This window comes from Desulfovibrio legallii (genome assembly GCF_900102485.1).
Classification (GTDB): Bacteria; Desulfobacterota; Desulfovibrionia; order Desulfovibrionales; family Desulfovibrionaceae; genus Desulfovibrio; species Desulfovibrio legallii_A.
The window spans coordinates 64722-79200 of the sequence record NZ_FNBX01000001.1 but is presented as its reverse complement, the minus strand read 5'-3'; the positions used below and the strand labels follow the sequence as shown (position 1 = coordinate 79200).

13 protein-coding genes and 1 pseudogene are annotated in these 14479 nt (G+C 63.7%); 10 read left to right on the top strand and 4 right to left on the bottom strand.

What is annotated here, in order from left to right; all coding sequences use genetic code 11:
- Positions 1 to 259: 259 nt before the first annotated feature.
- The 3 genes from BLS55_RS00335 to BLS55_RS00325 form a co-directional block, all read right to left on the bottom strand.
- Positions 260 to 3379, bottom strand: a complete 3120-nt coding sequence (locus BLS55_RS00335) for a hypothetical protein (protein WP_180365351.1) — start codon at positions 3377 to 3379, stop codon at positions 260 to 262.
- A 3-nt stretch (positions 3380 to 3382) separates the two neighbouring features.
- A complete protein-coding gene (locus BLS55_RS00330) occupies positions 3383 to 4273 on the bottom strand; it encodes a DUF3298 and DUF4163 domain-containing protein (RefSeq protein ID WP_092152344.1) in 891 nt (296 codons plus the stop codon).
- A gap of 109 nt (positions 4274 to 4382) precedes the next feature.
- Positions 4383 to 5606 (bottom strand): sodium:proton exchanger, encoded by a 1224-nt coding sequence (locus tag BLS55_RS00325; RefSeq protein WP_092152521.1) that lies wholly within the window; start codon positions 5604 to 5606, stop codon positions 4383 to 4385.
- 292 nt (positions 5607 to 5898) lie between these two features.
- Between BLS55_RS00325 and BLS55_RS00320 the strand changes: the two genes are divergently transcribed.
- The 3 genes from BLS55_RS00320 to BLS55_RS00310 are packed head-to-tail and all read left to right on the top strand — an operon-like array spanning position 5899 to position 8121.
- A complete protein-coding gene (locus BLS55_RS00320; RefSeq protein WP_092152343.1) occupies positions 5899 to 6963 on the top strand; it encodes a YIP1 family protein in 1065 nt (354 codons plus the stop codon).
- 7 nt (positions 6964 to 6970) lie between these two features.
- A complete protein-coding gene (locus BLS55_RS00315; protein ID WP_092152342.1) occupies positions 6971 to 7315 on the top strand; it encodes a hypothetical protein in 345 nt (114 codons plus the stop codon).
- On the top strand, positions 7312 to 8121 hold the full coding sequence (locus tag BLS55_RS00310) for a hypothetical protein (RefSeq protein WP_257243068.1): 810 nt from the start codon (positions 7312 to 7314) through the stop codon (positions 8119 to 8121). Before BLS55_RS00315 ends, BLS55_RS00310 begins: the two co-directional genes overlap by 4 nt.
- A 156-nt stretch (positions 8122 to 8277) precedes the next feature.
- Here BLS55_RS00310 and BLS55_RS00305 read toward each other — a convergent pair.
- Positions 8278 to 9044, bottom strand: a pseudogene (locus BLS55_RS00305) (IS5 family transposase).
- Between the two features lie 14 nt (positions 9045 to 9058).
- Between BLS55_RS00305 and BLS55_RS12010 the strand changes: the two are divergent.
- The 7 genes from BLS55_RS12010 to BLS55_RS00275 all read left to right on the top strand — a co-directional run bounded on the left by BLS55_RS12010 (position 9059) and on the right by BLS55_RS00275 (position 14431).
- A complete protein-coding gene (locus tag BLS55_RS12010; protein WP_180365350.1) occupies positions 9059 to 9310 on the top strand; it encodes a hypothetical protein in 252 nt (83 codons plus the stop codon).
- A gap of 171 nt (positions 9311 to 9481) precedes the next feature.
- Entirely contained in the window at positions 9482 to 10285 is an 804-nt protein-coding gene (locus BLS55_RS00300) for a cytochrome c3 family protein (protein ID WP_257243067.1), read from the top strand.
- 7 nt (positions 10286 to 10292) lie between these two features.
- Positions 10293 to 11564, top strand: coding sequence for a 4Fe-4S dicluster domain-containing protein (locus BLS55_RS00295; RefSeq protein ID WP_092152341.1), 1272 nt, complete (start codon positions 10293 to 10295; stop codon positions 11562 to 11564).
- The gene (locus tag BLS55_RS00290) at positions 11564 to 12523 is read left to right on the top strand and encodes an RnfABCDGE type electron transport complex subunit D (RefSeq protein WP_092152340.1); all 960 of its coding nucleotides are present in this window, start codon (positions 11564 to 11566) and stop codon (positions 12521 to 12523) included. Before BLS55_RS00295 ends, BLS55_RS00290 begins: the two co-directional genes overlap by 1 nt.
- Entirely contained in the window at positions 12523 to 13104 is a 582-nt protein-coding gene (gene rnfG, locus BLS55_RS00285) for an RnfABCDGE type electron transport complex subunit G (protein WP_092152339.1), read from the top strand. The genes BLS55_RS00290 and rnfG overlap by 1 nt, the downstream gene beginning before the upstream one ends.
- Before the next feature lie 22 nt (positions 13105 to 13126).
- Positions 13127 to 13831: an electron transport complex subunit RsxE gene (rsxE, locus tag BLS55_RS00280; protein ID WP_092152338.1), complete on the top strand. Its 705-nt coding sequence runs from the start codon at positions 13127 to 13129 to the stop codon at positions 13829 to 13831.
- Positions 13832 to 13855: 24 nt separating this feature from the next.
- Positions 13856 to 14431: an electron transport complex protein RnfA gene (locus BLS55_RS00275; protein WP_092152337.1), complete on the top strand. Its 576-nt coding sequence runs from the start codon at positions 13856 to 13858 to the stop codon at positions 14429 to 14431.
- Positions 14432 to 14479: the final 48 nt, after the last annotated feature.

Here is a 14479-nt window from a genome sequence, read left to right as displayed (position 1 = left end):
ACGTCAAATCCTCCCGGAAATATTGTTTTTCTTGTCCCAGAGGGGACGCGACGAAGGCCGCCCTGAAGCGGCCGCGCCGGAAATATTGCGCGTAATGGGCCGTGGCGAAAGAGCGCCGTGGTACGGCCCCGCACCGGCATACAAATAAGACACGCTGGCGGCTTGAGAAGGGGGCCGGGACAATTTTTTTCAGATTTTTTTAAAAATTTTATGCTTGCCAAAGGAAATTGGACTGTTAGACATATTGTGGGAATTGTTATCAAAACTGGCAGACATCCGGGCAGTTGAGTTTTTGCGCGGCGTCGGCGTGCAGGTCGCGCAGATAGCTGCGGTTATTTTGCAGGTAAAAGGCCAGAGCGCGGGCAAAGTCATGCTCCAGCAGGCCGTTGAGGATAAGGGTGCTGATCTCCCGTTCCAGGCCCAGCAGGGCGTGCAGGCCCAGCACAATGCCCCGCTCCTCCGGCGGGGCGGCGCGCATTTTGCGCCAGAAGACCTGGCGCGCGCGGGGCTGGTAGTACCACATGTAGAGCATGTCCAGCAGGTGGGCCACAGCTTCGCGGGCCACGGCGGGGTCTTTGGCGTAGAGCTGCCGCCAGTAGTCTTCGGGCTTTTCCAGCATGCGTTCCAGGTCGCGGTGGGGGAAGAGCAGCTCCTGCCGGGTGAGGTTGGCGTACATCTGGCGCAGTTTGCTGTCGTAGTCGCGCTGCCGGAGGCGCAGAAAGGCGTTGCGGTCGGCAAAGCCCTCAATGACGGCCGCCACCATGTCCGAAGCGCATTTGGAGACGATGGCCGCGCAATTTTGCAGCAGCGCCAGCGGGTTGGGCAGGGCCAGCAGCGTAAATGCGCCCAGCAGCCCCTGCCCCAGCGCCAGGGAGAGGGGGATAGACAGGGCGCTGCGAAAAAGATTGCCGACCACGGCCTCGCGCGGCAGGCCGCGGTAGAGATTGTGCCCGGAAATATAGGCGCTGTTGACCAGGGCAATGACCGTGTAGACGATCAGCGGGCTTGTCTCCACCGTAATGCCCAGCGTATCCTGCAGAAGCCAGAGCCGCACGCCCACCTCCAGCAGGGGGACGGATATCCCCGTGTAGAAGAGGGAATCGGCAATGCGCCCCCAGCTCACAAAGCGTTTCCAGGGCAGCAGCAGGGAGCGGGTAAAGGCCCCGCCCCCCACCACGGCCTGCGCCACGTTGCGCACGGCTGTGATGGCAAACCAGGTCAGCGCGCCGAACCAGGTCAGCACCCACCAGCTGTCCACATACCAGAAGGCCCACTGGGCGGCCAGAAAGCCCGCCAGAATTTTCAGGGTATTGGCCAGGGCGCTGTTGCAGCAGGCAAGCGCGCGGGCGAAGGTCCAGGCTTCCTCTTCCGGCGGGCGGCCATCGGCGGCGTCGCGGCTGATGCCCCGGTCGTCCACGCCGCCCAGGGTCACCAGGTTGCCGTCGCGACCGACGCTGGTGGTCTTTTTTTCCAGGCCCCAGCCCCGCACGCACTGGCAGCCCAGGTTGCTCAGGCCCGGCAGCCGCCGGAGCAGCGTTTGCCACCGGGGCTGCGGCTGCGGCGGCTCGTGCTGCTGCACAAAGCGGTAAATATCCGTGTGCACGGGCAGGGTCAGGCGTTGGGTATTGCGCTCCCGCCGCAGGGCGGCCCTGGCCTTGGGGGGAAGGGTTTCCACAAAGACAAGCCCCATGCCGTGGGTGTGGTGGGAGCTGCTGGTGGAATCCGTACCGATGCGCGATCCCAAGCGCGCAAGGGCATACCATTCCTGCAGCTGCGGCAGCCGGCCGAGGATGGTTTGGAACAGGGCGCGCCGGGGCGAGGCGGCGGGTTCGTCGTGGACGATCTGGCGGATGACGTGCTTGAGCCTGGGGGTGCTACCTTCGTTGATGGCCCGCTGCAGGGCATTGATGGCCGCCGCGTGCCGGAGCCGTCCTTCATTCCACTCCCGCAGATTGAAGAGCTCCAGGTGGGTAATGCGCCCCTGGCAGCGCCAGAGCAGCTCCAGCACATCCTGGGCGGTGAGGCCGGAGAGGCTGAGGATCATCTGGCAGGGGTGCAGAGGGACGAGGCTTTCCACCAGCTCCTCGGGGGTCTGGCGCAGGATGGGCGGCAGGTCCGGATGCGGGCGGTTGGGAAAGACAATATCCGGGTTGGTCTCCGGGCCGAGCCAGTCCTCCCGCAGGCCGTCGGGCACCAGATTGTCCAGCCGGTCCAGTCTGTCGCGCAGCTGCCGTTGCTGGTGCGGGTCCGCGGCCGCGGCCAGGGCGGCGACGGTGGCCGCGCGCTTGGCCTGCAACAGGGGCCGCCATTCCTGATAGATGTATTCGGCCAGGTGCAGGGTGGAGGGCTGGCGCTGCCCCACATAGGCCAGGAAGGCCTCTTCCTCCAGGGGCGGCGGGGTTTCCAGGCCCCAGCGGGCGGCCAGGGCCGGGGCATGGCGTTGGTTCCAGGCCCGCAGGAGCAGCAGCGCGTGCTCGCGCATCCAGGCGTTGACCGGAGCGTGGGCGGCCAGCACGGCGGCCACGTCCTTGCGCCGGAGCAGCTCGGTGAAGGCCTTGGAGGTCTCCGTATTGAGCGGCGACCAGGTAAATTCCACCAGTTTGTCCCCAAACGCGGCCCGAAATTCGATGCCGATGCGCACGGTAATGCCCATAATGCGCGCGGCCCGCAAAAGCTCGCGCGCCGCCTCCGGATCCACCGTATTGTAATAGACGACGGTGAGAAAACGGATGCCCTTGATCCAGGCGTCCATAACCAGATGGGTTGGGCTTTTGCGGCCCTTGGTGTTGGCGTCGTGCACATGGTGGTCAAAGGCGTGCTGGTTCCAGGCCTCAGGCATTTCCAGCAGATGGTAGCGCCGCAGCAGGGCGCGGACAATGCGCGGGGTGCCGCCCACAGCGCGGTGAAAATCGTGGGCCAGGGGCAGCTGCCGCGCGGGATCCGGGCTGGCGCGCACCAGGTCTTTCATGATCTGGATCAGCACCCGCGCCGTATTGTTCTGCAAAGGGGAGCGGGCGGAATAGAGCACCTCGTCGTGCAGGCGGCGCAGGGCCGTGAGCCTTTCGCGCGGGCCGCCGGCTTCCAGGCTTTCCAGCAGGACAATGGCGGCCTTGGCCATGCGCAGGCCGTGGTCGGAGGTCATCTCAATAATGCCGTGGGGGTGCAGACCGGGTTCGGGCTGCGGCAGGGCGCGGGCGTTGGCCCTGGCCGCCACGAAGCTGTTGACCAGCTTCATGAGTTTGTGGTCCTGCGGGTCGAAAAGCCAGCGGGAGCGGGCGGGGGCGCGTGGGCCGGGGGCAAGGGGCGGAGCGGCCTTGGCCCCGGCGGCGTCCGGCAGGGACGGATCAGGCCCGAAGGGCCCTTTCTGCGCGGCGGGCACGGCCTAGCGGCCCCAAAGGCGCAGCAGGGGCCGCGCGGGCAACAGTTCTTCCAGCGGGATGGTGACCTTCTGCGCGCCGGCCGCCCAGGGGGCCACCTGATAGGGCTGGAAGTTTATGCGCACGCCCTGCGGCACCAGGGTAAGGCTGGCGAAGTTTTCCGGCACGGGGGTGAGGCCCGTGCGCAGGGTCTGCTCCTGCCGCATGCCGCCCAGGCGTTGCGAAAGTTCCTTGTAAGCCCAGTCGGACATGATCCGCAGGGCAGCTTCCGGGTCTTCAAACAAATCCACCAGGCCCAGGCGCTGCCCCGTGAGCAGGCTGTAGTTAAGGGTCAGCACGTCCAGATTGCCGTGCGCGCCTCCCGTGTAAGTCCAGATTTCAAAGGTCAGGCTCAGGCCCGCAGGCGAAGGGGCCGCCACAGTGTAGGAGCCCCACAGCTCGTTGGGCGGGGCGTCGTCCTCGCCGGGCAGGGTCAGGGCCGTGGCATTGGCGGCAAAGGCCTCGGCCAGGCCGGTGACCCACTGGCGGATGTCCGCGTCGATCTCCTTGCTGCCCACAGAGGGGTAGTTGATGTGGATATGCAGGCCAGGCACGTCCGCGCCGCCGCGGATGAGGGAATGCTCAATAATGCCCGGGCGGCGCGAACCGGAAATGATGGCTGCCGCGGCGCTGCGTTCGGCTTCGCTGGGCAGGGGGCCGACTTCAGCGTCAGGAGCGGCCCCGGCCGGGGGATCGGCGGGCGCGTCGGGCTCTGGAAGGGCCACAGGCAACGCCGTGGACCCGGCGGCGGGGGGGGCAGTCCGGTCCGGATCGCCGACACCGGTCAGGGCCGCGGCTTCCTGGGCCCTTTCGCCCAGCAGCAGGACGCAGAGGAGCAAAAACAGCAAACGGGGCATGAAAATTCTACCTTGATCCCGGCGGCGCGTCGCGGAGGGCGGCCGGTGGCCCTTCCGGAGCCAGACGCGCCTTTCCGCGGGCCGCGAGGTTGTGTGCATTACGGTGACGTTACACCTTGAAGCCCAGGCGCAGATCCCGCACCTTGCGCCAATTTTTGAGCAGCAGCACTATGGCAAGGACAATATAAACCTTTGCATAAAAAAAGTGCAGGCGCAACGGATCGTGGGGCAGGCCCAGCAGGGCCTCCAATTGCGCATCGTACAGAGGCGAAAGCAGCTGGGCCAGAAACAGAACCAGCAGCCAGAAGGCCTCCCGCACGTGCAGCCGCAGGTCCACCAGCAGGGCCACGGCAAACAGGGATTGCCCCGCAGTCAAGAGTATTTCTTGAAACTGGTGGGTGTCAAGGTTGATGGGCGGGGTAAGCCCGCCGGAGGAGATGGCGTAGACCCCGGGGATCATGCCCACCAGCAGGGTCCACTGATTGAGCTTGGAAGAAAGCAGGCTGCCCAGAGCCAGGGAGGCGTTGCCGCGCGAGGCGAACATGATGGCGATGATGAACTCCGGCGATTCCGAGGCGATGGGCGCAAGCCACTGCACCAGCAAAAATTCGTTGACGCCCAGAAGTTTGCCGCTGGCCACCAGATTTTCGCTGAACGGTTCGGCGTTGCACAGGATGACCAGGGCCGCAAAAAGGAAGATGGCGATGACGCTGCGCAGGCGCACTTTTTTGGCAAAGCGGGCCAGCACGGCGGCCGGGCCTTCGGGTTCCTCCTCTTCCACGGGGCGGCGGGCCACGATGCAGATGTACCAGATGTAAACGCCCAGCAGCACCAGACCGTCCACCCAGGTAAGGGAACCCTTGAGGGGGATGCACAGGGCGTACAGCGTGGCCAGGCCCAGGAAAAGCACGTCCGTGCGTTTGTCGTCGGGCAGGTGCACGCCTTTGTGGAAGCGGCTGGCGAAGAGCAGCACAATGGCCGACCAGCCCACGCCGATGAGCAGCCGGTTGGCCCCGGTCATATTGGCGATGGCGTAGTGGGAATAGGCGCTTTCAGGCTGCTGCCCCGCCATCCAGGTAAAGTACATGTCCACGGCGTATTCCGGCAGCACGGCGATAAAGGCCACCACGGCCACGGCCACAGCCTGGGGAATGTCCATCTGCGCCACCTCGCAGGCCCAGGTGAGCAGAAAGGAAGCCCCCAGAATGGCGATGCCGGAAAGCAGGGCCACCACAATGGGCGACATGCCCGCATGGTCCATAAAGCGCAGCCCTACGCCGGGCAGGGTCAGCAGCACGGCAATGATGTATGGCCGCAGCGAACGGATGGTCATGGCGTTCTCCAGGTAAAAATAAAAAAAAGACCCTGGCATTGCTGCCAAGGTCTCACTCATCGGTAAAACCGACGACGGCACCAGGCCAAAGGCCATGCTGTTGATGCCGTCCGGGCTACAGGAACCCAGTTACTCCCCTTGTGTTTTTCACCCTACGGGCGCGGCCCGGACTTGTCAAGCCTTCGGGCGCTTGCCAGCGTCCTGGCCTGCGGCTAGTATGGGCGGGAAAATTCCTGCCGGTTCCGCTGTCCGCAACGGGCGGCCTTTCCGGCATCTTTGCGAGGAGAAGTTTGTGAACATTACCTGCCCGCGTTGCGGCTTCAGCCGCCCTTTGCCTGACGACCGCCTGCCGCGCCGCCCGGTTATCGCCACCTGTCCGCAGTGCGCCTGCCGGTTCCGCTTTGCGCCTGATGCGGGCGTGCTGGAGGTGCTCGCCCCTGTGCCGGGCGCGGCGCAGGAACCGCCGCAGGATATGGCGCAGACGCCCCCGGCCGCTCCGGGCGGCGGGGATGACCCCTTGCCCCCTGGGGCCATTGTGCCGGGCCGCCCAGCGCCGCCGGCCGCCGGTGCCGAAAAAGCGGACAGCAGCCGGGAAGACGAGGAGGCCGCCGCCCCGGCGCGCAAGGCCGCAAGGCCCCGCTGGGACGAGGACGCAGCGGCAGAAGACGCGGGCCGGAATGCCGCGCGTGACCGGAAGCGGGAGGGCCGGGAGGCGGAGGCCGGGTTCGACCAGGAGGCCGGGGAGGACAATCCCTGGCGTCGCGCGCCGGAGCCGGACGGCTGGCCGGCCGCCTTCTACCATACCTGCATGCGGGTCATGTTCGGCAGCCAGCGTTTTTTTGCCGCCTTACGGCCCGGTGAGGCCCAGACGCGGGCCCTGATCTTCTACCTGATCATCAGCGCGGTGCAGGTGGCGGTGGAGCGGGTCTGGTCCGGGGTTTTTCTCTCCCTCATGGCCCCCAGCGCGGCTTCGGATCCGCAGCTGGAAAAAATGCTCATCCTGCTTTCGCCGCAGATGAGCCTGCCCATGACCGTGCTGCTCAAGCTGGCCGTCTCTGTGGTGCAGATCTATGTGCTCAGCGCGCTTATCCAGTTCACCTACGGCTTTGTCGCCAGCAAGCGGCAGGATTTTTCCCTGGTCTTCCAGGTTATGGCCTACGCCTCCGCGCCGGGGCTGCTCTGCATCGTGCCCCTGCTGGGCTCGGTGGTGGGCTTCATCTGGAGCTTTGCCTGCATTCTGGTGGGCTGCCGTGCGGCTCTGCGGCTGAGCTGGCCGCAGACGCTTATGGGGCTTGCGCCCATTCTGCTTCTGCTGGCCCCGCTTTTGCTGCAGATGGCGCAGGCCACGCAGTTCTGAAGGCGGTATGGACCGGGTGCGTCGGTGGCTTGCGGATCTCTGGCGCGGGTTTTGCATACGTCGAAAATATGGCGCGGCCATCCGACCGGCGACCATTGCCGTCCAGGCCCGCGAGCTGGCCGCCTGGGCGGAGGAAGCCGGACGGAGCGCACTGTTTGCGGAAGACGAGCTGCGCCGTCTGGCCCGCCTGGCGGCGGAACTGCGCCGCGTGGCGCGGGCGGCCGAGAGCCCTGCCTTCCGCCGCCTGCCGCCCCAAAAGCGGCTGGAGCTGCACACGCGCCTGATGACGGCCCGGGCCGGATTGCTGGTTCTTCTGGGCCGGGCGCGGCTGATGACGGAGAAACGCCAATGAACGCTCTGTGGGAATACTGCGGCAAGGGGCGGCATTGCCCAGCCGTGCAACATGGATCCGCCCTCTGCCGGGCGGCCGCGCGGAGCCGGGCGCTCCTGGCCCTGCTGGCCGCGCTGCTTCTGCTGGCCCTGGCGGCTTTGGGCTGCAGCCGCGCGCCGGACGACAGCCGCAGTACGCTGAAGGTCTCCGGCGACTTCAGCACGCCTTTTCAGGTGCAGATCAACAATTTTGTGCGCCGCCAGCCGCCCGCCGTGTATGTGGCCCCGCGCGAGAGCCTCAACCGGCGGCCCAGGGCCCTGTTTGTGCCCTTGCGCATGGTGCAGCAGATTGCGGATCCCGTGAGCTTCAGCACTGCCTTCTCCCGCCAGATCTGGCAGGTCTGGCTCTCGCTTAACGCCTTTCAGACCCTGGAATACGCCGCCGACGCCGGTCCTTACGAACCCAACCGGGCCATGGCGCTGGCCCGTAAACGCGGGGCGGAAATGGTGGTGGGCGGCTACATCAACCACTATATGGACGGCGGCTCCGGCGGCACCAGCTCCCTTTCTCTGGCTCTGGAGATTTACGACGTCCGCACGGGCGTCTTGCTTTGGTCCATGGCTCAGGGCGGCCTTATGGAAGCCCGCCAGGTGCACGATTTTTATCTTTTCTCCATCAAGGAGCGCAACCCCGGCGACCCCGCAGGCTTCATCGCCCGCTCCCTGGCCTGGGACATGGGGCGTGAAGTGCTGACCTGGGTGGACCCCGACGCCGTGCCGCCCAAAACCTCTCTCTGGGACTCCGTCTTCGGCGGCAGCGCTTTTTAGGGCATTTCAATTTTGAAATGCCCTGGCGTCTGCGTGAGCAGACGCCCGCTGTGGAGGCGTAAGCGCAATTTATTTGCGCTGTTGAGCGCCGAAACGAGCGTGCCTTAAACTTTGAGAATGCCTGTTCTCAAAGGTAATCTGCTCTAGATAGTATAGTCACGAGATAGAGATCCATAAAAAGATACACCTGATGTGGACGGCGGCAAGAAATGATGCCGTATTCTTTGCGTCCCTGGTGGTTATTCCGCGCCACAGCTTCAGATGAAGAAATGCATTTTCTATCAAGTGCGCGCCTTATAAAGTTCATTGCCATAATAGCGCTGCTTTTTGCGACTCTTTTTTGGAGGAATAACCGGCAGCATACCTTGCCTTTCAGCCTGATCAAGAATTGTATCTGTATCATAACCTTTGTCTGCAAAAAGGTTTTATGCGGTAACCAAGCTAATTAAAGCAATTGTTTGCGCACAATCTGCCACTGTACCTTGTGTAACAATGGCCCTGAGCGGCATACCATGCGCATCCACGGCCAAATGCAATTTTGTGTTGAGCCCCCTTTTTGTGCGGCTCATGTTCTGATTACCACCTTTTGCACCTGCCGCCTGGGGATGGACCTTGCAATGGCTGGCGTTGATCATCAGCCATTCAAAATCAGGCTCATCAATCAAAATTTCGAGTAATCGCTCCCATACTCCCTTGTCACGCCAGCGGATGAAGCGACGGTGCGTGTTGCTCCAGCCGCCGAAGTCCGGCGGTAAATCTCGCCACGGCGCACCTGTACGCATTATCCAAAAGACTGCATTTATAAACAGCCGGTTATCATGCGCAAGGTCACCCCAGCTCCCAGCACGGCCAGGTAAATGCGGCGCAAATTTCTTCCAAACAGCATCTGAAATGTCGTGTCGTCTGTGGGCTGGCAGTGGCATGCGTTCCCCCGTTTGTGGTTGAAGGCAAGCGAACTATGCCACAAAATAAAATTCTAGATAATCTCGTGACGCCCCGTCTAACCAACTTGGCGGGCCACTTTCATTTTTTTAATGTGCGAAAAATACCGTACGTTATCAAAGATTGGGGCCTGCACCAAAAATCGGGGGCAGCCCTGGGCACCGCGCTGTGCGCCTGTAAGGCGTTGCCTGGGGCTGCTGCGGAAAATTTATTTGAATGTGAAGAAATGTCTTTGGCGAAATGGTAGCATTATCCACAAAAATAGGTTACTAATCCCCCAAAAGCTGCATAAACTGACAAGTATGCATTGGTATTGGCATTGGCATGGCAGGCCCAGGCCGCAAGGAAAACCGCCTGCGTGGAACCTGGAAGGGTGCGCACGATTACGCCCGACTGCAAGGATTGAAGGGAGGCAAGATTGCAAAAGCGATATCTTTTCATCGCGGTGTTGGCGGGCCTTTTGGCGGCGGCGGCCCTGGCGGGTTACCTGCTGCCGGAGAAAGGCGAGGCCGTTCCCCGGCGGGTGCTGCTACGCAACGCGGGGGGCGCTGTGGTTCTGCCGCATGCCGCGCATGCCGAGGCCTATGGCGTTCCCTGTCAGGACTGCCATCATGAAAGTCCTGAAAAGCGGACCAAGGTCCAGCGATGTAAATCCTGCCACGGCGTCACGTTTGACGCTGCCTTTGCGCAGCGGCACCAGGCGTTTTTCGGGGACGACAACGCCGCCTGCGCCACCTGCCACCACTATGAGCTGACAGCCAAAAAATGGGGGCACGACAAGCATGCGACGGAGCTGGGCCTCAGCTGCGCTGACTGCCACCACAAAGACGCTGCCATTGAGCCGGAGCCCCAGAACTGCGCCGATTGCCACGAATCCGGCGCGCCTTCCGGCCGCAAGGCCGAGCCCGGCACGCCACCCAACCTGGCCGATGCCGTGCACGCCCGGTGCATGACCTGCCATGAAGATCTTTTCCAGGCCGGTGAAAAAGGCTGCGCCGCTTGCCACACGCTCAGATCCGTGCGGGAAAATCTGCCGAAAACCGGGCGGGTCAAGCTCAACCCTCTGTACGCCGATTGCGCAGTCTGCCACGGCAAGGGCGCGCAGAAGCTGATTCTCGGTTCCATGGACGCATACCACAAAAACTGCATGGGCTGTCACGAAAAACTGGGCACGGGCCCCTACGGCAAAAAATCCTGCTCCCAGTGCCATACGGGAAAGTGAGGCGGGGATGAAAGAACTGTTTCAGATAACGCACGATCCTCGTTTTCATCTGCTCTACGGGATCACGCAGCGCTTCAGCCTCGGGCCGGTGCCGCAGCGGGCGCGCCTGCGGCGCGAAGGCTACAAGCTGGCGGAAGGCGTTACCAAAAACGCCAAAGTCTACCCCAACATGCGGCTTGCGGTTCACCCGCACCCCGGCAGGGGCGACGTGTTTTCCCCCATCTTCGGGCAGATTAAGGAAGTTTCCGAGCGCAGCATATTTATTGATGCGCTGGAGCCGGACAGCGCCCTGCTTGAGGCCGCCGCGGCTGTGGAAAAAACGGACCTGTTCGCCGAAGAGACTGTCGGTGAGGCTTTGGCGGCAACCCTGAAAGGCCTGGGGGTAAATACCCGGTCCCTGGGCCAGAACTGCGAGACGCTGATCATCAATGGCCTCAACCCCGACCCCGGCGTCACCTGGGCCGAGCCTATGCTGCTGGCGCACCAGGATACGTTGCGGGCAGGCATGACGCTGCTGCGGCGGCTGTCGCCGGCCCGGCGGATCATCCTGGCCGTTCCCAAGGAGCTGCGCCTGCACCTGCACGATATCGAGGTGGCGCATGTGCCGGCCTACTATCCCTCCAGCATCAACGCTCTGGCGATCAAGGCCGTTACCGGCAAGGAGAACCCCGTCGGCGTGGGCATTGTGGGGCTGCACAATCTGTGGAGCCTGGGCCATGTGGGCCGCACCGGGCTGCCCCTTACGGAGACCGTGGTCACCCTAGGCAGCCTGGAGCATTCCGGCAACTATATTGTGCGCGAAGGCAGCTTTATCGGCGATCTGCTGGAGTTTGCCCACATTCCCGTGCATACGGGCGATACCCTGGTGCGCGGCGGCCCCTTGCGGGGCGAAAGCGTGGATAAACTCAGCCGCAGCGTCACCCGCGGCACCACAGGGGTCTTTGTGGTGGAGGCGGGCACCATTCCGCCCATGGAGGGGCACAGCCCCTGCATCAACTGCGGGGCCTGCGTGCTGGCCTGTCCCGCGCGGCTCAGGCCCAGCATGCTGAGCCGCAACGCCGAGTTCGCCCTGCACGAGCGAAACCTGGGAGAACATATTTTTTCCTGTCTGGAGTGTGGGTTGTGCGGCTATGTCTGCATCGCCCGGCGGCCCGTGCTGCAGTACATTCGTCTTTCCAAATACCGGCTGAGCGAGGCCGCCAAAGCGCGCGGCGCGGAAGGGCAGGCCCTTGAATCCGCGTCTTCCTCCGCCCCGGCCGCAGCGCAGGGAGGCAACTGATGTCCGCCGCAACATCCGGTTCCGTATTGCTTGCCATGAGCGCCCCGGCCTACTGGCACTGCGGGCGCACCATCCGCAAGATCAGTTTTTACGCCATTATGGGCTGTATGCCCGCCGTGCTCATGGCCCTGTGGAACTGGGGCCTGCCCGCGGCGCGCGTCATGGCCCTGAGCGTAGTTGTCTGCGTGGCGGTGGAGGCCCTGTGTGAAAAGGCCATGGGCCGGGAAGTGATGGTGGACGACCTCACGGCCGTTTACGCGGGGCTGCTGTTCGCCTTTCTGCTGCCCGCCGCATCCCCCTGGTGGCTGGTTGTGCTGGGGGCCGGGCTGTGCATGGTTTTCGGCAAGATGGTCTTCGGCGGGCTGGGGGCCAACCCCGTGAGCACGCCCCTGGTGGGCTGGGCCATCCTGGCGGTCTCCTTCCCCCTCTTTATGGACGCCAACGCCATGCAGCTGCAGACGGATTTTCTGGATCCGCTGGTGCGGCTCAAGTTTTTCGGCGCGGCGGCCGCGGGGGACATCCCCTTAGCGGATCTGCTGCTGGGGCGGCAGATCGACGGCCTGGGCGCGGGCCAGGTGCTGGGCCTCTTCCTGGGCGGCTCCTTCCTTTGCGCGCGGGGCATTGTGCGCTGGCAGGTCTCCCTGGGCTTTTTCCTGGGCGTGTGCGGGCTGGCGGCCCTGTTCCAGATGCTGGACCCCGCGCAGAACGCCTCGCCCCTGTTCCATCTCTGCACCGGCTCGGTCATGCTGGGCGGCTTTTTTATGGCCACGGAGATCGGCAATACGCCCTCGCGGCCCTTGCCCATGTTTCTGTACGGGCTTCTGGGCGGCGTGCTGACCATGCTCATCCGCAAGTACGGCGTGTGGCTGGACGGCGTGCCCTTTGCCATCCTGCTGGCCAACCTGACGACCCCGTATCTTGATATGATCCGCCCCAAACCCTTTGGAGGTCGGCGCTGATGTTGACTATGCTGCGAACGGTGGCCGTGCTTTCCCTGCTGTGCGGGCTTTCGGGCTTTGCGCTCTCGTATCTGAAGATGATCACGGCACCGCGGATTGAGGAACAGGTTCTGACCTATGTGCAAGGCCCGGCCCTGCACAGCGTGTTTGCCGTGGCGGAAAACGCGCCCATTGCCGACAGACGCAAGTTTGCCTTGCCCGACGGGCGGCAGACCACTGTCTTTCCGGTCATGCGGGGCGGCAAACTGGCCGGAGTGGCCCTGGAGGAATCCGGCAAGGGCTACGGCGGCCCCATCGGCGTGCTGGTGGGCTTTAACGTGGCGGACGACACCCTGGCGGGCATCGGCATCACCACACTTAAGGAAACGCCGGGCCTGGGCATGCGCGTGGTGGAGCCGGGCTTTACCGCCCAGTTCGCCGGGTTCACTACGCCGGTGGGCCTTAAGGCCAACGGGGGCAAGGTGGACGCGGTTTCCGGGGCCACCATTTCCTCCACCGGCGCAGTGGAGGCCGTAAACCGCGCCGCCAGAACCTACGCGGCGCTCAAACCAGAAATCCTCCGCGCCTGGGGCGGAAAGTAGCCCCGCCGGGCTGGAGATCGCCATGAGCATCATGAGTGAATTCACCAAAGGCCTGTGGAAGGAACTGCCGCCGTTCCGGCTGGTGCTGGGGCTTTGCCCCACCCTGGCCGTGACCAATTCGGCCGACAATGGCCTGGGCATGGGGCTGGCCGTCATCTTTGTGCTGGTGTTGTCCAACATGCTGATATCCATGGTGCGCGCCATTATCCCCAAAACCGTGCGCATCGCCTGCTTCATTGTTATTGCGGCTTCGCTGGTGGTGGCGGTGGAGCTGCTCATGCAGGCCTACGCCTATCCTTTGTACCAGCGCCTGGGCATTTTTGTGCCGCTTATTGTGGTGAACTGCATCATCCTCGGCCGGGCAGAGGCCTTTGCCGCCAAAAATACCGTGCCAGCCTCCATTGCGGACGGTTTCGGCATTGGCATCGGCTACACCATTTCGCTGACCCTGCTGGGTTCGCTGCGCGAGGTGCTGGGCAACGGCACTTGGTTCGGCCACTACGTCATGTGGGAGGGGTTTGAACCTTTCCGCATCATGGTGCAGGCCCCTGGGGCCTTCATCAGTCTGGGCCTCATGCTGGCCGGCATGAACCTGATCAACGTCTGGCAGGCCAGCCGACGCGGCGGTAGGGTGGAAAGCCTGCAGGGCTGCGGGTGCTGCTCCGGCTGCGCCGCCTGCGGCACGGCCGCGACAGCCGGGGGCGAACCCTCGGCGCAACGTTCGTAACGCCGCGGAGCGTGAGGAAACGTTATGGATATTCTCTCCATCTTTATTGCGGCCATTTTCGTCAACAACATCGTGCTGGCCCAGTATCTGGGCAACTGCCCGTACCTGGGCTGTTCCAAGGAGCGGGGTGTGGCCCTGGGCATGGGCGGGGCGGTGATCTTTGTCATCATTGTGGCCACGCTCTGCACCTGGCTTATGCAGAAGCAGGTGCTGGATCCCCTCAACCTTGGTTATTTGCAGACCATAGTCTTTATTGTGGTCATTGCCGCGCTGGTGCAGTTTGTGGAGATGTTCCTCAAAAAGGCCATGCCGCCGCTGTACGCGGCTCTGGGCATTTTTCTGCCGCTTATCACCACTAACTGCGCGGTCATGGGCGTCACCATTCTGGTGCAGCGCGAGGGCTACAACCTTCTGGAATCGCTGGTCTGGGGGCTGGCCTACAGCCTGGGCTTCACCCTGGCCCTGTTGCTCATGGCGGGCATCCGCGAACGGCTGGACACCTGTCGGCTGCCCGGCGTCATGGCAGGCACGCCGCTGGCCCTGATTATGGCCGGGCTCATGTCGCTGGCCTTTATGGGCTTCAAGGGGATGGGGCAATAACGCCGTACGGCGTCTGACGCCCGCAGGGGGCGGATTTTCACGCGCTTG

Coding starts and splice junctions, on each gene's coding strand:
- BLS55_RS00330 (WP_092152344.1), bottom strand. CDS start 4,273: ATGCCCCGTTTGCTGTTTTTGCTCCTCTGCGTCCTGCTGCTGGGCGAA.
- BLS55_RS00325 (WP_092152521.1), bottom strand. CDS start 5,606: ATGACCATCCGTTCGCTGCGGCCATACATCATTGCCGTGCTGCTGACC.
- BLS55_RS00315 (WP_092152342.1), top strand. CDS start 6,971: ATGGACCGGGTGCGTCGGTGGCTTGCGGATCTCTGGCGCGGGTTTTGC.
- BLS55_RS00310 (WP_257243068.1), top strand. CDS start 7,312: ATGAACGCTCTGTGGGAATACTGCGGCAAGGGGCGGCATTGCCCAGCC.
- BLS55_RS00295 (WP_092152341.1), top strand. CDS start 10,293: ATGAAAGAACTGTTTCAGATAACGCACGATCCTCGTTTTCATCTGCTC.
- BLS55_RS00290 (WP_092152340.1), top strand. CDS start 11,564: ATGTCCGCCGCAACATCCGGTTCCGTATTGCTTGCCATGAGCGCCCCG.
- rnfG (WP_092152339.1), top strand. CDS start 12,523: ATGTTGACTATGCTGCGAACGGTGGCCGTGCTTTCCCTGCTGTGCGGG.
- rsxE (WP_092152338.1), top strand. CDS start 13,127: ATGAGCATCATGAGTGAATTCACCAAAGGCCTGTGGAAGGAACTGCCG.
- BLS55_RS00275 (WP_092152337.1), top strand. CDS start 13,856: ATGGATATTCTCTCCATCTTTATTGCGGCCATTTTCGTCAACAACATC.